This is a genomic window from Streptomyces hainanensis (assembly GCF_004348415.1).
GTDB classification, from domain to species: Bacteria; Actinomycetota; Actinomycetes; order Streptomycetales; family Streptomycetaceae; genus Streptomyces; species Streptomyces hainanensis.
In genome coordinates, this window is record NZ_SMKI01000081.1 from 1 (window position 1) to 20,431 (window position 20,431).

Genomic DNA, 20,431 nt, shown 5'->3' on the forward strand with positions numbered 1-20,431 from the left:
GGGCGGGGCCCGCCCGCCCCCTACTTGCGGCGGACCACCACGAAGTCGGCCAGCGCGGTCAACTGCTCCCGCACCCCGGCCGGCATGTCGAGGCTGTCCAACGCGGCGAGGGCGGTGTGGTGTTGCCGCCTGGCCTCCTCCTCGGTCCAGGACCGGCCACCGGCCTCCTCGATCAGCGCGGCCCGGGTGGCGAACTCGGCCTCGTCGAAGTCCTCGAACTCCTCCTGGGTCTTCTTGGCGTCGGCCGTGAGCAGCGCCGTCAGCCGCTCGGCGGCGGGCCCCTCGGCGGCCACCGCCGCGACCACGGGCAGCGACTTCTTGCGCTGCCGCAGGTCGCTCCAGGTCAGCTTGCCTGTGGCGGCCGGGTCGCCCCAGATCCCGAGCAGGTCGTCGACGGCCTGGAAGGCGAGCCCGAGGTGGTGGCCGTAGGTCTCCAGGGCGTCGGCGAGAGCGTCGTCGGCGCCGCCGATCACCGCGCCGATGCCGGCGGCGCAGGCCAGCAGCGCACCGGTCTTGTTGCCCTCCATCTCCAGGCACTCGGCGACGCTGACCCGCTCGCGGTGCTCGAAGGCGATGTCCTGCGCCTGACCGTCCACCAGCTTGCGGCTGGCGGCGGCGAGTCGGCGGGCGGCGCGGGCCGTGTGCTCGGTGCCGCCCTCCAGGATGACCTCGACGGCCAGCGCGAACAGGGCGTCGCCGACGAGGATGGCCTGGGCCGGGCCGTGCACCTTCCACACGGTGTCGCGGTGCCGCCGCTGCTCGTCGCCGTCCATCAGGTCGTCGTGCAGCAGCGAGAAGTTGTGCACCAGCTCGACGGCGACGGCGCCCGGCACACCGGCCTCCGCGCCGGCGCCCGCGGCCTCGGCGGACAGCAGGGCGAGGGCGGGCCGCACGGCCTTGCCGCTGTCGGCCTCGGTCGGCCGGCCGTGGGCGTCGATCCAACCGAAGTGGTAGGCGGCGACGTTGTGCATGGGCGGGGCGAGCCGGTCGACGGCGGTGCGCAGCGCGGGAGCGGCAAGTGCCCGCCCGCGCTCCAGCAGTGCCAGGGCGGCACCATGGCCGTGGGGGTCTGCGGGGTTCACGAGCTCTCCTTGGGAAGATGCGAGGAAGTCTGGCGTTCTGGGGTGGGGCGTCGCCGGGCGGCGGTCATGGCACCGAGGGGCGTATCCGCACCGCCCGCGCGGCCGCGAGGCCGCTGCGCACCGCACCCTCCATCGTCGCCGGCCAGCCGGTGGCCGTCCACGCGCCGGCCAGGTAGAGCCCGGGGGCCCGGGTGACCGGGCCGGGGCGCAGGCGGCCCACGCCGGGCGCCGGCGCGAAGGTGGCGGCGCGCTCCCGGGTGACGAAGAAGTCCCGGACCCGGGCGCCGGCCGCCGGCGGCAACAGCCGGGCGAGTTCGGGCAGGTAGCGCTTGCGCAGCACGTCGGTCGGCAGCTGGATCTCGTCCTGGGCGGCCGACTGGGAGAGCGCCAGGTACTGGTCGCGGTGGCCGGGCCGGTCGGCGAGGCCGGCCGGCCCCGTCCGGTCGAAGACCCACTGCACCGGGCTGCCGAGCGCGGCGAGGAACGGGCGGCGCAGCACCGGCCGGTCGTAGATCACATGGACGTTGAGGATCGGCGCGTTGTCGATGCGCAGCAGCCGCCCCTGGTCGGCGAGGGCGCCGGTGGGCAGCAGGCGGTGCGCGGCCTCCTGGGGGACGGCCAGGACGACCGAGTCGGCGGCGAGTTCGGCGGGGCCCGACTCCGGGGCGCGCTGCCGGCTGTCGACGGTGACCCGCCAGCCGCCGGGGGTCGGGCTCAGCCGGCGGACCTTGGTGTCGGTGAGCACGCTGACCCCGGCCCGGTCGAGGGCGCCGCGGGCGAGGGTGTCGTGGAGGTGGCCGAGCGGCACCCCGGGCACGCCGATGTCGGCGGCGTCGGGTCCTGAGAGCAGCCCGGTGCGGAAGACCATGGCGGCGATGCCGAGCGAGACGTCGTCGGCCCTGGCGTTGAGGGTGGCGACCCCGATCAGGTCCCAGACGGCCTCGATCCCCCGGTCGCGCTGCCCGTGGCGGCGCAGCCAGCTGCCGAAGTCCTGGTCGTCCAGGGCGGGATCGGCCGGGTCGAGGCGGCGCAGCGCGGCGACGGCGCGGACCACGGCGATCCGCTCGGCCGGCGGCAGGTGCGGGTAGCGGGCCAGGGTGCCGGCCAGGTGGAGCGGCACGGGGAGCGCGGCACGGCGGATGCGGCCGAGGCGTCGGCGTTCGGCGTCCAGCACGGGGACGTCGAGGCGGGGTTGCAGGGGCGCGAGCGCGGTGCCGCCGATCCGGTCGAGGAACCCCCGGTAGGCCGTACAGCACCGCAGGTAGACGTGCTGGCCGTTGTCGACGGTGAGGGGGCCGACGGCGCTGTCGCGGCGGAACGAGAAGGCGAGGCCGCCGAGCCGGGGGCGGGTCTCGAGCAGGGTGACCCGCCGGCCGCGGTCGGCGAGGGCGAGGGCCGCGGCCGTGCCGGCCAGGCCACCGCCGACAACCACGGTGTGCCCGGGCGGCCGGCCGGTCACGGCCACGACCGCCCGGCGGCCCGGCGCGCGTCGAGGCCGGACAGGCCGCGCACGGCGACCAGCACCTTCTGCGCGGCCGGCAGGCCGACCCGGCCGCGGAGCACCGCGTGGGGGTCCTCGCCGATGCGGTCGAGCAGCCGGTGGTAGGTGCCGGCCATGGCGGCGACGCAGGCGCCGGAGCGGCGGTCGAGCATCGGCAGCAGCTGGAAGCCCTCGGCGAACAACTCGCGGGCGCGGGCGACCTCGAAGCGCACCAGGCCGACGAAGTCGCCGCCGGCGCGGGGCGGTACGAGGGCGGGCTCGCCGGCGTCGTCCAGGAAGCCGAACTTCTCCAGGTCCTCGGCCGGCAGGTAGGTGCGGCCGATCTCGGCGTCCTCCCGGATGTCGCGGAGGATGTTGGTGAGTTGGAGGCCGAGCCCGAGGGTGTCCGCGTACTCGGAGGCGTGCTCGACGTGGCGCGCGCCGGGCACGGTGCCGAACACGCCCAGGGTGAGCCGGCCGATGGCGCCGGCCACGCAACGGCAGTAGGAACGCAGGTCGTCCCAGGTCTCGTAGCGGCGCTCCCGGACGTCCATCAGGACGCCGTCGATCAGCTCGTCCAGACCGTCGAGCGGGATGGGGTAGCGGCCGCCGGCGTGGGTGAGGGCGACGGCCACCGGGTCGACGTCGTCCTCGGGGACGGCGCCGGCCCGCACCCGCTCCAGCAGGGCTCGGGCCTCGGCGAGCCTGATCTCCTTGACGTCGGGGGCGAGACCGCCGTCGCCGATGTCGTCGACGCGGCGGGCGAAGGCGTAGATGGCGCAGAGCGCCTGCCGCTTGGCCGCCGGCACCAGCCGGGCACCGTACTTGAAGTTCCTGGCGTGCTGGCCGGCGACGGCCTCGCAGTACTGGTAGGCGGCGACGACGGCGGGCGTCGGGTGATGGCTGGTCGGGCTGTTGGTCACGAGGTTGAGCTCACGCGCCCCTTCTGAGTGTGTTTCCCGCCGCGTACAGCAGGCCGGCCTTGCTCGCCTTGGGCGGCCCCGCCAGCACGTCGTACCCGGCGTCGGCGATGGCCTGGGCTGCCGCCCTGCCACCGCCGATGAATCCGGCGAGCATCAGCCGCAGCCGCCCCTGGACGCTGCCCACCAGCGGGGCGCCCTCGTCGAGCAGCCTACGTGCCCGATCGGTGAGATGGGCGATCAGGGTGCGGACGGACGCGTTGGCGGTGGGCGCCGCGAGGTCGGCCTCGGTGACGTGGAACCGGGCCATCGCGTCGGCCGGCAGGTAGATCCGCCCCTGTTCGAGATCCTCCGCGACGTCCTGGAGGTGCTCGATGACCTGGAGGGCGGTGCAGATGGCGTCGGAGCGGCGGATCCGCTCCGGGGTGGCGGTGCCGGTGACGCCGAGCACCATCCGGCCCACCGGGTTGGCCGAGAGCTCGCAGTAGCCGAGCAGGTCGTCGAAGGTGGCGTAGCGGTGGGTGTGCTGGTCGACGCGGTTCGCCTCGATCAGCGCGTGGAACGGCTCGGGATCGAGGCCGGCGCGCCGGACGGTGGGGACGAGGCGGGCGACGAGCGGATGGCGGGGTGGGCCGCCGCCCTGGACGAGGCGGGCGGCGGCGAAGGCGCGGTCCAGGTCGGCGGCCAACGCGTCGAGCATGGCCGGACGGTCGTCGGTCCGGTCGGCGGGGAGGCCGAGCAGCAGGGCGTCGGAGCCGCCGGGGGGCAGGTCGCCGTCGCCGACGTCGTCGACGAGCCGGGCGTAGCCGTAGAGGGCCATCAGGTCGTCGCGCCAGGCGCGCGGCAGGAACCGCGGCGCCACCGGGAAGTTCTCGTGTGCCGACTTCGCGAGCACCGCCTCGGTGCCCGCGCTCGCCGGGGCGGTCAGCACGGGAGGCCCGTCGTCGCCAAGCTGGTCATGCCTGTATTTCTACCCTGTTGTCGCGGCTGTTCGCGCGTCGGCGCTTCGGATACGGCCGGTCCGGGCCGCGCGGCGCGGCCCGGACCGGTGGGGAGCGGCTACTTGCCGGTCTCCTCCTCGTACGCCTTGAGCACCTGGTCGGTGGGCCCGTCCATGATCAGCTCGCCCTTCTCCAGCCACAGCACCCGGTCGCAGGTGTTGCGGATGGACTTGTTGTTGTGGCTGACCAGGAAGACGGTGCCGGCCTCGGCGCGCAGCTCGCGCACCCGGTCCTCGGAGCGGCGCTGGAACTTCTTGTCGCCGGTGGCCAGGGCCTCGTCGATCATCAGCACGTCGTGGTCCTTGGCGGCGGCGATGGAGAACCGGAGCCTGGCCTGCATGCCGGAGGAGTAGGTCCGCATGGGGAGACTGATGAAGTCCCCCTTCTCGTTTATGCCCGAGAAGTCCACGATGTCCTCGTAGCGCGTCCTGATCTGCTCGCGGGACATGCCCATCGCCAGGCCGCCGAGGATGACGTTCCGCTCGCCGGTCAGGTCGTTCATCAGGGCCGCGTTGACGCCGAGCAGCGAGGGCTGACCGTCCGTGTAGACCCGGCCACGCTCGGCGGGCAGCAGGCCGGCGATGGCGCGCAGCAGCGTCGACTTGCCGGAGCCGTTGGTGCCGATCAGCCCGATCGCCTCGCCGCGGTAGGCGACGAAGCTGACGCCGCGTACCGCGTGCACCTCGCGCACCCTGGACCGGGGCTGGCGCTTGACGATCCGGCGCAGCGCGGCGGTGGCGTTGCCCCGCGGACCGTGGCCGTAGACCCGGTAGACGATGTGCAGGTCATCCGCGATGACGGTGGGCACGCGCCCGTCGCCCGCCGCAGCGGCGGGGATGTTGGAATCAGCCACGGCCGTACTGCTCCTCAGCCTTCCAGAAGTACACGAAGCCGCCGACACCTATGACGACCGCCCAGCCCACAGCGTAGACCCAGGTGATCTGGGGGATGCCATCGGCGTAGGCCCCGTCCATCAGGGCGTAGCGCATGAGGTCGATGTAGACGGTGGCCGGGTTGGCCTCGACGACGTGGATCAGCCAGTCGGGACCGTGGCCTTCGAGCTTGTAGCGCAGCGGGAAGATCACCCCGGACCCGTACATCCAGGTGCGCAGTATGAACGGCATCAGCTGGGCCAGGTCGGGGATGTTGCTGCCCATCCTGGCGAAGATCATGGCGAGCCCGGTGTTGAAGACCAGTTGGAGCGCCAGCGCGGGGATGACCAGGACCCAGGCGAGGTCAGGGAAGTGCTGGAAGCCGATCATCACCACGGCCAGCACGAGCATCGAGTAGAGCAGCTGCTGGAGTTGCTGCAGCGAGAACGAGATGGGCAGGGAGGCCCGGGGGAAATGCAGGGCCCGGACCAGGCCCAGGTTGCCGGAGATCGACTTGACGCCGGAGATCACCGAGGCCTGGGTGAAGGTGAAGACGAAGATGCCGGTGACCAGGAAGGGGATGTACTCGTCGTTCGCCATGTTGTCCCGGCCGCCCATCACGACGCCGAAGATCAGGAAGTAGACGAAGGCGTTGAGCAGTGGCGTGGCCACCTGCCAGAGTTGGCCGAGTTTCGCCTGGCTGTACTGAGCCATCAACTTCGCCTGCGAGAAGGCGACGATGAAGTGCCGTCGTCCCCACAACTGTCCTACGTACTCGGGCAACGAGGGTCGCGCACCGCTGACGGACAGACCGTGAAGGGCCGCGAGTTCGGCCGGTGTCACCTCGTGTGGGGGTGCGCTGGTGCGCGTGGTCTCACTCACCTTGAAAACTCTCGTCCTCGCAGGGCAGCAGGCGGATGTCGCCGCGGAGCCGCGGCTCCTGGATCGTCTCAGATCCGAGCTTGTCAGATGACGGGAGGTCGGCCGAGACGTGTCAGGCGCCACACCGTACGCCAACGGATCGGTCTCCGGCGACCACACGGCGTCCGCCAGCCCTCCACGAAGCCGCGGAACCAGGCTCCGAGGGCCGCCCGGGAGCGGGTTCTGGCCACTGTGAGCAGCAGCCAGACCAGCAGGTAGACGGGCACCAGCGGCAGTGGCAGATTGCGCCTGGCCAGCCACACCCGGTTCCGCGCCACCATGCGGTGGAAGCCGGGGTGCCTGGACGGCGCGGTGGCCGGGTGGTGCAGCACCAGGTCGGCGCGGTACTCGATCCGCCAGCCGGCGTCCAGCGCCCGCCAGGCCAGGTCGGTCTCCTCGTGGGCGTAGAAGAAGTCCTCGGGGAGGCCTCCGACCTCCTGGAACACCCGGGTGCGCACCGCGTTGGCGCCGCCGAGGAAGGTGGTGACCCGCGAGGAGCGGTGGGGGTCGGAGGCGCGCAGCCGGGGCACGTGGCGCCGCTGGGTGGTGCCGGTGACCGGGTCGGCGATGCGGAAGCTGACGATGCCGAGGCGCGGGTCGGCGCCGAAGGCGGCGCGGACCCGCTCGGCGGTGTCGTGGTGGGGAAGGTGGCCGTCGTCGTCGAGGAAGAGCAGCACGTCGACCTCGTGGCCGCCGGGGCCGAACGCCTCGATGCCCACGTTGCGCCCGCCCGGGATGCCCAGGTTCTCCGGCAGCTCTATGCCGCGGACCGCCTCGGGCAGGTCGGGCAGTGCGGCGCCGTTGCCGACCACCACGACCTCGACGGGATCGCCGTCCTGCCCGGCGACCGAGTCGAGCAGCGCGCGCAGTTCCTTGGGGCGGTCGCCCATGGTGAGGACGATCGCGCCCAGCCTCGGCGGTGCCGCGCTCCGCTCCCCGCCCGGCCCTCCGGGCACCTCCGTCACCGCAGTCTGCTGGAGGCGAGGATGGACACCAGGTGCAGCAGGGTCTGGAGCACCGCTATGCCGGCCAGCAGGGCGACCCCGAACCGGGTGAAGAACAGGTCGCCGCGGACCATGTCCAGGACGCCGACGAGCAGGATCAGCAGCGATGCCTCGACGCCGCCGACCAGCCGGTGGAACTTCAGCGCGGCGGCCGCCCGGCGGGCCAGCGCCACGCCCGAGGAGCGGGGCACGGCGGCCTCGTCCCGGACGGCGGCGAGGCCGCTGCGGGTCCTGGCCACGTCGACGAGGTCGGTCTCGGCCTTGATCAGGATGGCGCCCAGGGCGGCCACGGTGCCGAGGAAGGCCCACAGCCAGTTGGGCGCGGGACCCTGCTGGGCGAGGACGTCGGCGGCCCGCACGCCGAAGCCGACCAGCAGCGCGGCCTCGGCCAGGTAGTGGCCGATCCGGTCGAGGTAGACGCCGGTGACCGAGGTCTGGGCGCGCCATCTGGCGACCTCGCCGTCCACGCAGTCGAGCAGCAGGTAGAGCTGGATCAGCAGGGCCGCGAGCAGGGCGCCGGCCAGCCCGGGCACCAGCAGCGCGGCGCCGGCGGCCACCCCGGCCACCACCATCAGGTAGGTGAGCTGGTTGGGGGTGACCCGGGAGCCGACCAGGTGCCTGGTCCAGCGCAGCGAGATCTCCCGCATGTAGAGGCGGCCGGCCCAGTGCTCCCCGCTGCGCCGGTCCTTGACCCCGGCCGGGTGGACGACCGGGCGGAGTTCAGCTACTGATGGCTTTGACATAGTCCGCGTACGCGTCCCTGATCTCGTCGGTGGTCAGGTCGAGGTGCTCGAGGATGGTGTAGCGCCCCGGCCTGGTCTGTGGCGCGAAGGCCACGGCCGTCACGAACTCCTCGGTGCTGAAGCCGATGTCGCCGGGCAGCACCGGCAGACGGTGGCGCCGCAGCACGTCGACGATCAGCCGGCACTGCTCGCGGGCGCCGCGCAGGTGCATGGCGAAGGCCGCGCCGAGGCCGCACTGCTCGCCGTGCGGGGCGGACCGCTTCGGGTAGAGGATGTCCAGCGCGTGGCAGATCTCGTGGCAGGCGCCGGATGACGGCCGGCTGTGGCCGGCGATGGACATGGCGATGCCGGAGAGCACCAGCGCCTCGGCGAGCACGGTGAGGAAGGCGTCGTCGCCGCAGTCGCCGGGGTGGCGCAGCACGGCCTCGCCGGCCTGCCTGGCCATGGCGGCGGCCAGCCCGTCGATCTGCTCGCCGGTCTCGCGGTGGGACAGCTCCCAGTCGGCGATGGCCGAGATGTTGGAGACGGCGTCGCCGACGCCGGAGCGGACGTAGCGGACCGGGGCCTGGCGGATGACGTCGAGGTCCACGACGAGCGCGATCGGGGTGGGCACCCCGTAGGAGCCGCGGCCCGCGTCGTTGTCCAGGGTGGAGACGGGCGAGCAGATGCCGTCGTGGGCGAGGTTGGTGGCGACGGCGACCAGCGGCAGGCCGACGCGGGCGGCGGCGTACTTGGCGACGTCGATGATCTTGCCGCCGCCGAGGCCGACGACGGCGTCGTAGTGCCCCGACCGCATGGCGTCGGCGAGCTGGACGGCGGCGTCGATGGTGCCGCCGGCCACCTCGTACCAGTCGGCGCCCGGCAGGGCCGGGGCCAGCCGCTCGCGCAGGCCGGCGCCCGAGCCGTTGCTGATGGCGAAGGCCAGCCGGCCCGAGGACGAGATCCGCTGGTCCGCGAGGAGCCCCGCCAGGTTGTCCAGGGCCCCGGCGGCGATGTCGACCGAGACGGGGGACGGGATGAGGCGGGTCAGTACCGGCACGCGATCTCCCTGCCCCTGGCGAGGTCGTCGTGGTTGTCGATCTCGACCCAGCTGACCTCGCCGATCGGGGTGGTGTCGACCTGGAAGCCGCGGTTGACCAGCTCCTGGTAGCCGTCCTCGTAGTAGAGCTGGGGGTCGCGCTCGAAGGTGGTGCGCAGCGCGTCGGCCAGCTCGGCGGCGGCCTCGGGCTCGATCAGGGTGACGCCGATGTACTCGCCGGTGGCCTCGGTCGGGTCCATCAGCTTGGTGATGCGCCGCACGCCGGTGACCGGGTCGGCGACGACCTTCATCTCCTCGTCGGCGAGCTTCTTGACGGTGTCGAGGGCGAGGAGGATCCTCTGCCCCTGGCCGCGGGCCGCGAGCAGGGTCTTCTCGACGGAGGCGGGGTGCACGGTGTCGCCGTTGGCGAGGATCACCCCCTGCTTGATGACGTCCCTGGCGCACCAGAGGGAGTAGGCGTTGTTCCACTCCTCGGCCTTGTCGTTCTCGACGAGGGTGAGCTTGACGCCGTAGCGGCTCTCCAACTCGGCGCGGCGCTCGTAGACGGCTTCCTTGCGGTAGCCCACGACGATGGCCGCCTCGTCGAGGCCGACCTCGGCGAAGTTGGCCAGCGTGAGGTCGAGGACGGTTCTCGGCTCGCCTCCGTCGGTGGGCTCGACCACCGGGACCAGCGCCTTGGGCAGGTTGTCCGTGTAGGGGCGAAGACGCCGTCCGGCGCCGGCGGCCAGCACGAGGCCGATCATGCGGGTTCTCCTGTTTCGTCGTGTACGGCGGGCGCCTGGGAGGAGATCCAGAAGCGGATGCTCTCGCCAAGCACCAGAAGCGCGAGACCGCCGGCGAGGACGGACAGCGCGGCGGTGAGGCCCGCCCCGGCCGACCAGAGGGCGGCTGCGGCGGTGACCGCCAGGATGCGGCCCTCGTGGCCGCTGGCGGCCGTGACCAGCCAGTGGGGGGGCGACCCGGCGCCGCCGCGGAGGCGGTACACCGTGTCGTAGTGATGGTAGGCGCTGGCGGCAACCAGGCAGAAAGCGGCCGGCAATGCTCCGTTCACCTCGCTGTCGGCGGCGATGAGGAGCACGGTGAGGTACTCGCCGGCCCGGAAGAGCGGGGGCAGCAGCCAGTCGAACGGACGCGTGGGCTCGGCGGCCAGGGCGTGGCCGGCGCAGAGCGCGTAGAGGGCGGCGGCGCCGACGGCGGCCCAGCCTCCGGCGACGCCGGGCAGCAGCAGGCAGCCGAGCAGGGCGGCGGTGCCGGCCAGGGCCCAGAGGGGTGCGGCGAGCGCCGGGCGGCGTATGGGGGTGTGGGCGGCGGCGACGGCGTCGGCGAGGGGGCCGTTGTCGGCCAGGCCGACGAGGGCGCGGGCGGCGTCCTGGCCGAGGGCGGGCAGCCGCCGGGAGCGCAGCAGCCGGCCGGCCGTGGTGTAGCAGGCGGCGAGGCCGCTGGCCACCAGCAGCACGACCAGGGTGGTGCGGGGGGTGGTGAGCGCGGTGAGGAGCGCGATCAGGGCCCAGCGCTCGCCGATGGGCAGCACGACCATGCGGCGGGCCCAGACCGTCCAGCCGATGCGGTCGAGCCGGCCCGTGAGGGCGGCGGAGACGGCGCCGGCCGAGGCTCCCCTGGGGGCGACGTGGGCCTCGTTGAAGGCGAAGTCGACGATGTGGCGGCAGGTCTGGAGCACCATGGCGCCGAGTGCCAGCGCCCACACGTCGTCGCCGCCGCGGGCGGCGCCGAGGGCGAGGCCGGCGTAGAAGGCGTACTCCTTGGCCCGGTCGAAGGTGGCGTCGAGCCAGGCGCCGAGCGTCGAGTACTGGAGGGAGTACCGGGCGAGCTGGCCGTCGGCGCAGTCGAGCACGAAGGAGAACAGCAGCAGCAGGCCGGCGGCGACGAAGCCGCCCCGGCTGCCGGTGGCGGCGCAGCCGGCCGCCACCAGGGCGGTGAGCAGCGAGGCGGTGGTGACCTGGTTGGGGGTGAGGCCGCGGTGGGCGCACCAGCGGGCCAGGTAGCGGGAGTAGGGGCTGACGAGGTGGGTGGTGAAGAAGCCGTCGCGCGACTTGACGGCGGAGCGCAGCCGGACGGCCTCGTCGTCGACGGCGGCGACGGCCGCGGCGGCCTCCGCGCGCTCGGCGCCGGTGGCCGGGACGGTGGCGACCAGGGTGCCGAGCTCGGGGCGGTGCACCGGGGTGCCCTCGGCCTCGACGCGCTCGGCCAGCCGGTCGGGCAGGCAGCCGGTGGCCGGCGGGGCGGCGACCGCGCCGCCGGCGGCGCCCTGCTCGCCTGCCGGGCCCCGGGTGGTGTCCTGGGTCGCGGCGGCGGCCAGCGCGCCGCGCTCGCCGGGCAGCACGGCGACCGCGCCGGGGATGGCGGCCACGCCGAAGCGGGGGTCGGTGAGGCCGAGGCGCAGGCTGTGCCGGTGCCCGACGAACCGGGGGTCGACCACGGCGACGCGCTGTCCGGCGGGCACGGCGGCCAGGGCCTGCGCGACGGCGGCGGGCCGCTCCGCCTGCCGCACGGCGAACCCGAGCGCCGACAGGTCGCGTTCGAGCGTCGACCCGGGGACGGGCGGACCGGTGAGGATCGCGGTCGACAGGTGACTCACTCCTTGGGGCGAGGGCGCGCTCTGCGCCCCACACGTCGGCAGAGATTATCTGATGAGAACCCTGCGGCAAGAATGACGTTGGCCCCAGGAAACCCGGAGTTCATGTCACTCCCCTCCACGGGCACGAATGCGACCCTACGCGATCGGTCGGACACGATGCGCGCCCACGGTTAGGCTGCCGCCATGAGCTGGCTGATCACCGGTGGCGCCGGGTACATAGGGGCACATGTCGTCGAGGTCCTGCGGGCCGCGGGAGAGCCGGTCGTGGTGCTCGACGACCTTTCCACGGGGCGGGCCGGGCGGCTGCCCGCCGAGGTGCCCCTGGAGGTCGGCTCGACGCTCGACCGGAAGCTCCTCGACCGGGTTCTCACGGCCCACCGGGTCACCGGTGTCGTGCACCTGGCGGCGCGCAAGCAGGTCGCGGAGTCCGTCGGCGACCCACTCGGCTACTACCGGGCCAACGTGCACGGCCTCACGGTGCTGCTGGAGGCCGTGGCCGCGGCGGGGGTGCGCCGGTTCGTCTTCTCGTCGTCCGCCGCCGTCTACGGGATGCCGGCGGCCGACGACCTGACGGGCGGCCTGGTGACCGAGGAGACGCCGTGCCGGCCGATGAACCCCTACGGCGAGACCAAGCTGGCCGGCGAGTGGCTGGTGCGGGCCGCCGGGCGGGCGCACGGGATCGGCACCGTCTGCCTGCGCTACTTCAACGTGGCCGGCGCGGCCAGGACCGACCTGGTGGACACGGGGGCGGCGAACGTCATCCCGATGTTCTTCGAGCGCCTGGAGCGCGGCGAGGCCCCGCTGATCTTCGGCGACGACTACCCGACGCCGGACGGCACCTGCGTCCGGGACTACGTGCACGTCTCCGACCTCGCCGAGGCGCACCTGGCCGCCGTCCGGCACCTCCAGCGCGCGGGCGACCCGGCGGCGGCCGGCGACCTGACCGTGAACATCGGCACCGGCCGGGGGGCCTCGGTGCGGGAGCTGGCCGACCTGGTGGCCGAGGTCACCGGCGTGAAGGAGCCGGCGCCGCGGGTCGGCGAGCGGCGGCCAGGCGACCCGGCGCGCGTGGTGGCGTCGGCCGCGCTGGCGCGCGACCGGCTCGGCTTCGAGGCGCGCAGGAGCCTGGCCGAGATGGTGGAGTCCGCCTGGGCCGGCTGGCGCGCCCGGCCCCAGGACCCGGCCTGACCTGAGGGTTCGCGCCGGCTCCGCCCACGCCCGCGGGCCCCGTCTCCAGAAGCGGCAAACCCGCAGGTCAGCGCAATGACAACGGTGTTCAGTGCCGCGTTGCCAGATACCCCCCACCCGTAGTTCACTGAGTTCGCGACGCCGGATCGACCTCAGGAGGGCGCCGAGCCATGGGAGCCGGGCACAACCACGGACACCAGCACCACCACGGGGGCCCGCCGGGGACACCGGGCACCGCCGGAGCGGCCTATGCCGGCCGGCTCCGCTGGGCCCTCGCGCTGGCCTGCACACTGTTGGTCGCCCAGATCGTCGGCGCGGCCGTCACGGGCTCGCTCGCCCTGCTGGCCGACGCCGGCCACGTGGCGACCGACTCGGTCGGCGTCGCCCTGGCGCTCTTCGCGATCCATGTCGCCAACCGGCCGGCGAGCGAGCGGCGCACCTTCGGCTTCGCGCGGATGGAGATCCTCGCCGCGCTGGTGAACTGCCTGCTGCTGTTGGGCGTCGGCGGCTACATCGCCTTCGAGGCGGTCGCGCGGCTGCGCGAGCCGGCCGAGGTGCCGGGCGGCCTCACCGTGCTGTTCGGTGCGGTGGGCCTGCTCCTCAACCTCGTGGCACTCGCGCTGCTGATGCGCGGCCAGCGGGAGAGCCTGAACGTGCGCGGCGCCTTCCTGGAGGTGCTGGCCGACGCGCTGGGCTCGGTGGCCGTGGTGATCGCCGCGCTGGTGATCATCACCACGGGCTGGCAGCAGGCCGACACCATCGCCTCGCTGGTGATCGCGGCGCTGATCGTGCCGCGCACCGTGAAGCTGGCCAGGGAGGCGCTCGACGTGCTGCTCGAGGCGGCGCCGAAGGACGTGCGGATCGCCGAGGTCAGGTCGCACATCCTGGAACTCCCGGGGGTCGCCGACCTGCACGACCTGCACGTCTGGACGATCACCTCGGGCATGCCGGTGCTCTCCGCGCACGTGGTGGTGGACCAGGACACGTTGGACGCCATCGGCCACGAGCGGATGCTGCACGACCTCCAGAACTGCCTGGGCGAGCACTTCGATGTGGCGCACTGCACATTCCAGTTGGAGCCGCGGGGGCACGCGGCGCACGAGGCGGGGCTCTGTCACTGACCCCGTGGGGCACACTGGTCGAAGGGTTGGTCCGGGCACAGGGAGCGCGGGGCCAGTGATACCGGGAGAACAGGTCTGAAATGCCCCACAGCACAGCCGTCGCGGCCGATCCGATCCTGCTCGAACTCGTCGACGAGGACGGCAGGACGATCGGCACCGCGGAGAAACTCTCCGCCCACCGGGCGCCGGGGCTGCTCCACCGGGCCTTCTCGGTCTTCCTCTTCGACCCGGCCGGGCGGCTGCTGCTCCAGCGCCGGGCGGCCGGCAAGTACCACTCCCCCGGCGTCTGGTCCAACACCTGTTGCGGCCACCCCTACCCGGGCGAACCGCCGTTCCTGGCCGCGACCCGCCGCACCGCCGAGGAACTCGGCGCGGCGCCGGCGCTGCTGCGCGAGGCCGGCACGGTGCGGTACAACCACCCTGACCCGGCCTCGGGCCTGGTGGAGCAGGAGTACAACCACCTGTACGCCGGCGTCGTCACCGAGCCGCTGCGGCCGGACCCGGCGGAGGTCGACGAGACGGCCTTCGTGACCCCGGGCGAGCTGAGCCGGCTGCGGGCCGCCCGGGCGTTCTCGGTCTGGTTCCACACCGTGCTCGACGCCGCCCGGCCGGTGATCCGCGAGCTGACGGGGCCCACCGCCGGCTGGTGAGCCGACCGGGCGGCCGTCAGAACCCGTCCACCGGGAGCGCGGCCCAGATCAGCTTGCCGCCGGTCGCGGTCGGCGTGACGCCGCAGTCCCCGCCGGCCTCCAGCGCGGTCGCCTTGACCAGCAGCAGACCGCGGCCGCCGGTGTGCTGCTGGTCCGGTGCCGCCTCCAGGGCCCGCGGCCGGTACGGGTGCCCGTCCTCGACGGAGAGCCGGACCCAGTGCGCGTCGAAGCCGACCTCGACGCCGATCTCGGTGGTGAGCAGCGCCGCGTGCCGGACGGAGTTGGTGACCAGTTCGGAGAGGATCAGCAACACGCCGTACAGCCGGTCGGCCGTGAGCGGTGCCTGTTGGCGGCGGAGCAGATCGCGCACCGCGTGCCGGATACCCGGCACCGCGTGCTCGACCGGCGGGACGCTGAACCGCCAGATCCCGGCGTGGCCGGTTGTCGGAGGGACCCCGGGGTGCGGCAGGGCGCCTGATCTACTGTCCATGGGTCCGAGTCTTGGCATGTGCCAGGACGGCATGACCCAGTGACCGCAACTCGTCACAAATAGGACGCAATTCGATCGCCTGTTTTCGAATGCGACCGATTGTCGACCGAATTTGCCCGGCAGGCCGCCCACACCCCTCGCAGGCCGCCGAGACCGAGGTCACCCGACCGGCCGGGGCGCACCGTTGCGAATCCGTGGCGGGCCGCGCCCCCGGCACAAGCGCCGGAGTGCGCCGCCGCTTGTGTCGCGACTATACGCAAGTTGAGAAATAGGACCGCTGGGCGACCACAGTGCGACCGTTTCGAAAGGGTCGGCACCATACATGGTTACTATCACCATGTATATGAATTAGCCCGAACCATACGCAATAGGGCCGAGACCACTCGCTATCGACATTTCGGAGAGTGTTCGAGGGGGATGAGGGGCAAGGTCATCCCGACTCTTTCCCCTGGACGTTGGAGTGCTGCTGTCATGGCTCTTCCGCAAGGTCCCCTGGAGCACCGCTACCGGGGGGAACATCCGGTGCGGACCCTCGCCTATCTCTTCCGGGAGTCCCGCCTCCGGATAGTGGTCGCCGTGCTCGCATTCATCGTCAAGCACAGCCCTGTCTGGCTGCTCCCCCTGGTCACCGCCAACATCATCGACATCGTCGTGGAGCGCCGGCCGATCTCCCAACTGGGCGCCAACACCATGGTGCTGACCGTCGTGCTGCTGCTGAACTACCCGACCCACCTGCTCTACGTCCGCTGCATGCACGGCAGCGTGCGGCGCGTGGGCACCGGGCTGCGCTCCGCGCTCTGCCGCCGGATGCAGGAGCTGTCCATCGGCTACCACTCGCGGATCAGCGCGAGCGCCCTGCAGACCAAGGTGATCAGGGACGTGGAGAACATCGAGGTGTCGGCGCAGCAGACCGCCGACACCGGTCTCGGCGCCATCATCACCCTCGTCGGCGGCATGGTGGTCATCGCGGCCCGGGTCCCGGAGGCGCTGCCCGTCTTCCTGGTGATGGTGCCCGCCACCACGCTGCTGGTGCGCAGGCTGCGCGGCCGACTGCGCACCCACAACGAGCGGTTCCGCCGCCAGGTGGAGCAACTCTCCTCCCGGGTCGGGGAGATGACCAGCCTGATCCCGGTCACCCGGGCCCACGGCCTGGAGCGGACGGCGATCGGCCGGGTCGACGGCACCCTGCGCCAGGTGCTCACCGCGGGTATACGGCTCGACCTGATCAACGGCCACTTCGGGGCGCTCGCCTGGATCCTGCTCCAGGCCATCGGCATCGGCTTCCTGGCCGGCGCGGCGCTGGTCTCGTACTACGCCTGGCTGCCGATCAGCCCCGGCGACGTGGTGATGCTCAGCACCTTCTTCACCACCCTGACCGGCTCCATGACCATGATGATGAGCCTGACCCCGATCATCTCCAAGGGCCTGGAGTCGGTGCGCTCGGCCGGCGAGGTGCTCGAGGCCCCCGACCTGGAGGTCAACGCGGGCAAGGCGCAGGTGACGGCGGTCAAGGGCCGGCTCGACTTCGAGGACGTCAGCTACCGGTACGACGGCGAGGGACCCGCCGCGGTGACCGGGTTCGACCTCCGGGTGTCCCCGGGCCAGACCATCGCGCTGGTGGGCGCCTCCGGCGCCGGCAAGTCCACCGTCCTCAACCTGCTGATCGGCTTCATCCGCCCGGTCTCCGGCCGGATCCTGCTGGACGGCAGCGACATGGCCGGCCTCGACCTGCGCAGCTACCGCCGCTTCCTGTCGGTGGTCCCCCAGGAGTCCGTGCTGTTCGAGGGCTCGATCCGGGAGAACGTCGGCTACGGCATGCCGGACATCGACGAGGAGACCGTGCGCGACGCCCTGCGCGACGCCAACGCGCTGGAGTTCGTCGACCGGCTGCCCAACGGGCTCGACACGGTGGTCGGCGAGCGTGGCGCCCGGCTCTCCGGGGGCCAGCGGCAGCGCATCGCCATCGCCAGGGCGCTGATCCGGGACCCGCGGATCCTGGTGCTCGACGAGGCCACCTCGGCGCTCGACACCCGCTCCGAGGCGCTGGTCCAGGAGGCCATGAACCGGCTGATGCGCGGCCGCACGGTCTTCGTGGTCGCCCACCGGCTGTCCACCGTCCGCGGCGCCGACCGGATCGTGGTACTCGACCAGGGGCGGATCCAGGAGGTCGGCAGCCACGCGGAACTGCTGCGCCGTGGCGGGGCCTATGCCCGGCTCCAGTCGAACCAACTCGGCTAGGCCGGCCATGGGACGCGCCGCGGGACGCGCCGCGGGGCCGGTCGGGCGTGCCGGCCCCGCCGCGGGTCACCGGGGGGCGACCTCCGCCAGCTCCCCGTCCAGGGCCAGCCACCGGGTGACGCCGACCCCGCGCAGGAACGGCAGGTCGTGACTGACCACGAGCAGCGCCCCGCGGTACGAGTGCAGCGCCGAGGTCAGCTGCCGGACACTGGCCAGATCCAGGTTGTTGGTCGGCTCGTCCAGCATCAGCAGCTGCGGGGCGGGTTCGGCCAGCATCAGCGCGGCCAGCGACGCCCGGAAGCGTTCGCCGCCCGAGAGCGAGCCGACCAGCTGGTCGGGGCGCCCCTTCCGGAAGAGGAACCTGGCCAGCTGGGCCCTGATGTGCTGCGGATCGGCGGTCGGCGCGAGCCGGCGGACGTTGTCGAGGATGCTCAGCGACTCGTCGAGCAGGTCGAGACGCTGCGGCAGATACCGCAGCGGCACCTGTGCCCGGACCGCGCCAGACACCGGTTCGAGCGCGCCCGCCACGATGTCGAGCAACGTCGTCTTGCCGGTGCCGTTGGCGCCGGTCAGCGCGATCCGCTCGGGGCCGATGACCTCCAACGAGGCCCGGACACCGCCGCGTAGCTCCAGGTCGGCGAGTTCGAGCACCCGGCGGCGGGCCGGCACGGCGGTGTGCGGGAGGTCGACGCGGATCTCGTCGTCGTCCCGGACGGCGGTCTCCGCCTCGGCGAGGCGCTCCCTGGCGTCGGACAACCGGTCCTCGTGCAGCCCGCGGTGGCGGCCCGCGGTCTCCTGGGCGCGCCGCTTCCGGGCCCCGATCAGGATCTTGGGCGCGCCGCCGCGCTCCGCCTCCCGCCTCCCCTGGCTGGCCCGGCGCGCCGACTTCTCGTTGGCCTCGATCAACTCCCGCTTCTGACGCCGCACGTCGGCCCCCGCGGACCGCACCATCCGCTCGGCCGCCTCCTGTTCCACGGCCAGCGCGGCCTCGTACGCGGAGAGCGTGCCGCCGAACGAGGCGATCCGGCCCTCCCGCAGATCGGCGATCTGGTCCACCCGCTCCAGGAGTTCACGGTCGTGGCTGACCACCACGAGCACCCCGGACCAGCCGGCCACCGCCGCGTGGAGCCGCTCGCGGGCCCGCAGGTCGAGGTTGTTGGTGGGTTCGTCGAGCAGCAGCACGTCGGGCCGGCGCAACAGCAGGGCGGCGAGGCCGAGCAGCACGGTCTGGCCGCCCGAGAGCCGGCCCACGGTCCGGTCCAGGTCGACACCGGTCAGGCCGAGCTGGTCGAGGGTGGCCCGCGTGCGCTCCTCGACGTCCCAGTCGTCGCCGACGGCGGCGAAGTGCTCGTCGGCCACGTCCCCCGACTCGATGGCGTGCAGCGCGGCCCGCGCCCGGTCGACGCCGAGCACCTGGTCGACGCGCTGTGCGGTGTCCAGAGTGACGTTCTGCGGCAGGTAGCCGAGCTCACCGGTCCCCCGGACCGTGCCCGAGGTGGGGGTGAGGCGGCCGGCCAGCAGCCGCAGCAGGGTGGACTTCCCGCTGCCGTTGAGCCCGATCAGGCCGGTGCGGCCGGGGCCGGCGGCGAAGTCGAGGCCGTCGAACAGCCGGGTGCCGTCCGGCCAGGTGTAGCCGAGCCGGACACAGGTGAGCTGGGGGGTGGTGGGCATCTCGAAGCTCCGGTGCTTGTCACGAACGATTGACGGAACGTGGCGACACCGGGCCCGGAGCAGCCGGGACAGGCAGATCGGAGAGAACGACGAGACGGGCGGGAGGGCCGGGCTCAGCCGAGGTCGATCACGCGACGCGGCGCCGCGCGTCCGACTCGGGACGTGCGGGCGTCGGGCTCGCGGTGTCAGCGACCTCAGCCCTCCAACGGGCCCTCCTCACGGCGACGACAGGCCGTGGACGAGCCTAGGAAACGGCCGGGCGGTGGGGCAACCGGTTATCGGCGCGGGCACCGCCCGGCGGCGGAGGGGCGGGCGTCAGGCCTTGCCCCGGGCGACGAGACGGGCCTGCCGGGCGGCCAGGCGCTCGTCGAAGATCGTGGCCTCGGAGTCGAGACCGCCGAGGAACTGGCCGAGCTCGTCCTGGGCCTTGAGCCCCTCGGGGCCGAGGCCGCTGACGTCGAGCGCCTTGAAGAAGCGCAGCACCGGCTGCAGCACCTCGTCGTGGTGGATGCGCAGGTTGTAGATGCCTCCGATGGCCATCCGGGCCGCGGCCCGCTCGAAGCCGGGGATGCCGTGGCCGGGCATCCGGAAGTTGACCACCACGTCGGCGACGGCCCGCATCGCCTGGTCGGGGGCCAGCTCGAAGGCCGCCTTCAGCAGGTTGCGGTAGAAGACCATGTGCAGGTTCTCGTCGGTGGCGATCCTGGCCAGCATCCGGTCGCAGAGGGGGTCGCCCGACTCACGGCCGGTGTTCCGGTGCGATATTCGGGTCGCCAGCTCCTGGAAGGCCACGTACGCGACCGAGTGCAGCATCGAGTGCCCGTTGTCGGACTCGAACCCCTCCGACATGTGCGACATGCGGAAGTTCTCCAGCGCCACCGGGTCCACGGCGCGGGTGGTCAGCAGGTAGTCGCGCAGCACGATGCCGTGCCGGCCCTCCTCCGCGGTCCAGCGATGCACCCAGGTCCCCCAGGCGCCCTCACGGCCGAAGATCGAGGCTATCTCGTGGTGGTAGCTCGGCAGGTTGTCCTCGGTGAGCAGGTTGACCACCAGGGCCGTGCGGCCGATGTCGGTGACCTTGGACTGCTCGACGGCCCAGGGCTCGCCGCCCATCAGACCGTCGAAGTTCCGGCCGTCGCTCCACGGCACGTACTCGTGGGGCATCCAGTCCTTGGCGATCGCCAGGTGGCGGTTGAGCTCCTTCTCCACCACCTCCTCCAGGGCGTGGATCAGGCGGACGTCGGTCCACTGGTCCGAGCTGTTCGGCGGGGTGGGGCTGAGGGTCACTGATGCTCCTGGCGGGTAACGCGAATACCTACGAGACCGTAGGTTACGGCACCGTAAGTTGTTACCCGCCCGTCTGGCAAGGGAATGGCCGTAAAACGCGGGCCACTTCACAACGCGGCGGCCCGGAC

18 protein-coding genes are annotated in these 20,431 nt (G+C 73.0%); 4 read left to right on the top strand and 14 right to left on the bottom strand.

The genetic code is table 11. The features are described from left to right. Window positions 1–20: 20 nt before the first annotated feature. The 11 genes from E1283_RS10220 to E1283_RS10270 form a co-directional block, all read right to left on the bottom strand. The gene (locus E1283_RS10220; protein ID WP_132817630.1) at window positions 21–1,082 is read right to left on the bottom strand and encodes a polyprenyl synthetase family protein; all 1,062 of its coding nucleotides are present in this window, start codon (window positions 1,080–1,082) and stop codon (window positions 21–23) included. A gap of 64 nt (window positions 1,083–1,146) precedes the next feature. Then, the gene (gene hpnE, locus E1283_RS10225) at window positions 1,147–2,541 is read right to left on the bottom strand and encodes a hydroxysqualene dehydroxylase HpnE (protein ID WP_243744735.1); all 1,395 of its coding nucleotides are present in this window, start codon (window positions 2,539–2,541) and stop codon (window positions 1,147–1,149) included. Next, a complete protein-coding gene (hpnD, locus tag E1283_RS10230; RefSeq protein ID WP_132817631.1) occupies window positions 2,538–3,485 on the bottom strand; it encodes a presqualene diphosphate synthase HpnD in 948 nt (315 codons plus the stop codon). The genes hpnE and hpnD overlap by 4 nt, the downstream gene beginning before the upstream one ends. Window positions 3,486–3,495: 10 nt before the next feature. Beyond that, window positions 3,496–4,413 (bottom strand): squalene synthase HpnC, encoded by a 918-nt coding sequence (hpnC, locus tag E1283_RS10235; RefSeq protein ID WP_132817632.1) that lies wholly within the window; start codon window positions 4,411–4,413, stop codon window positions 3,496–3,498. 128 nt (window positions 4,414–4,541) lie between these two features. After that, window positions 4,542–5,336 carry an ABC transporter ATP-binding protein gene (locus tag E1283_RS10240; RefSeq protein ID WP_132817633.1) on the bottom strand — a complete coding sequence of 265 codons (795 nt, stop codon included), beginning with the start codon at window positions 5,334–5,336 and terminating at the stop codon, window positions 4,542–4,544. Then, window positions 5,329–6,237 carry an ABC transporter permease gene (locus E1283_RS10245; RefSeq protein ID WP_132817634.1) on the bottom strand — a complete coding sequence of 303 codons (909 nt, stop codon included), beginning with the start codon at window positions 6,235–6,237 and terminating at the stop codon, window positions 5,329–5,331. Before E1283_RS10245 ends, E1283_RS10240 begins: the two co-directional genes overlap by 8 nt. An 83-nt stretch (window positions 6,238–6,320) precedes the next feature. Next, complete coding sequence (locus E1283_RS10250) at window positions 6,321–7,166, bottom strand: glycosyltransferase family 2 protein (RefSeq protein ID WP_132817646.1); 846 nt, start codon at window positions 7,164–7,166, stop codon at window positions 6,321–6,323. Between the two features lie 71 nt (window positions 7,167–7,237). Continuing rightward, window positions 7,238–8,023, bottom strand: coding sequence for a CDP-alcohol phosphatidyltransferase family protein (locus E1283_RS10255; protein ID WP_132817635.1), 786 nt, complete (start codon window positions 8,021–8,023; stop codon window positions 7,238–7,240). After that, window positions 8,001–9,062 carry an iron-containing alcohol dehydrogenase family protein gene (locus tag E1283_RS10260; protein WP_132817636.1) on the bottom strand — a complete coding sequence of 354 codons (1,062 nt, stop codon included), beginning with the start codon at window positions 9,060–9,062 and terminating at the stop codon, window positions 8,001–8,003. Before E1283_RS10260 ends, E1283_RS10255 begins: the two co-directional genes overlap by 23 nt. After that, complete coding sequence (locus tag E1283_RS10265) at window positions 9,050–9,805, bottom strand: phosphocholine cytidylyltransferase family protein (RefSeq protein ID WP_132817637.1); 756 nt, start codon at window positions 9,803–9,805, stop codon at window positions 9,050–9,052. Before E1283_RS10265 ends, E1283_RS10260 begins: the two co-directional genes overlap by 13 nt. Beyond that, window positions 9,802–11,649: a DUF5941 domain-containing protein gene (locus tag E1283_RS10270; protein WP_132817647.1), complete on the bottom strand. Its 1,848-nt coding sequence runs from the start codon at window positions 11,647–11,649 to the stop codon at window positions 9,802–9,804. The genes E1283_RS10265 and E1283_RS10270 overlap by 4 nt, the downstream gene beginning before the upstream one ends. 192 nt (window positions 11,650–11,841) lie before the next feature. Between E1283_RS10270 and galE the strand changes: the two genes are divergently transcribed. The 3 genes from galE (at window position 11,842) to idi (ending at window position 14,617) form a co-directional block, all read left to right on the top strand. Continuing rightward, window positions 11,842–12,846: a UDP-glucose 4-epimerase GalE gene (gene galE, locus E1283_RS10275; protein ID WP_132817638.1), complete on the top strand. Its 1,005-nt coding sequence runs from the start codon at window positions 11,842–11,844 to the stop codon at window positions 12,844–12,846. Window positions 12,847–13,016: 170 nt separating this feature from the next. After that, entirely contained in the window at window positions 13,017–13,967 is a 951-nt protein-coding gene (locus E1283_RS10280) for a cation diffusion facilitator family transporter (protein ID WP_132817639.1), read from the top strand. Window positions 13,968–14,047: 80 nt separating this feature from the next. Then, entirely contained in the window at window positions 14,048–14,617 is a 570-nt protein-coding gene (gene idi, locus E1283_RS10285) for an isopentenyl-diphosphate Delta-isomerase (RefSeq protein WP_132817640.1), read from the top strand. Window positions 14,618–14,633: 16 nt separating this feature from the next. Here idi and E1283_RS10290 read toward each other — a convergent pair whose 3' ends face one another. Beyond that, entirely contained in the window at window positions 14,634–15,107 is a 474-nt protein-coding gene (locus E1283_RS10290; protein ID WP_132817641.1) for an ATP-binding protein, read from the bottom strand. A 471-nt stretch (window positions 15,108–15,578) separates the two neighbouring features. On the opposite strand from E1283_RS10290, the gene E1283_RS10295 reads away from it, so the two are divergent. Further along, window positions 15,579–17,345: an ABC transporter ATP-binding protein gene (locus E1283_RS10295; RefSeq protein WP_132817642.1), complete on the top strand. Its 1,767-nt coding sequence runs from the start codon at window positions 15,579–15,581 to the stop codon at window positions 17,343–17,345. Window positions 17,346–17,411: 66 nt separating this feature from the next. Here E1283_RS10295 and E1283_RS10300 read toward each other — a convergent pair whose 3' ends face one another. Then, entirely contained in the window at window positions 17,412–19,016 is a 1,605-nt protein-coding gene (locus E1283_RS10300) for an ABC-F family ATP-binding cassette domain-containing protein (protein ID WP_132817643.1), read from the bottom strand. A 315-nt stretch (window positions 19,017–19,331) separates the two neighbouring features. After that, window positions 19,332–20,303, bottom strand: a complete 972-nt coding sequence (locus E1283_RS10305) for an acyl-ACP desaturase (protein ID WP_132817644.1) — start codon at window positions 20,301–20,303, stop codon at window positions 19,332–19,334. Between the last annotated feature and the right edge of the window lie 128 nt (window positions 20,304–20,431).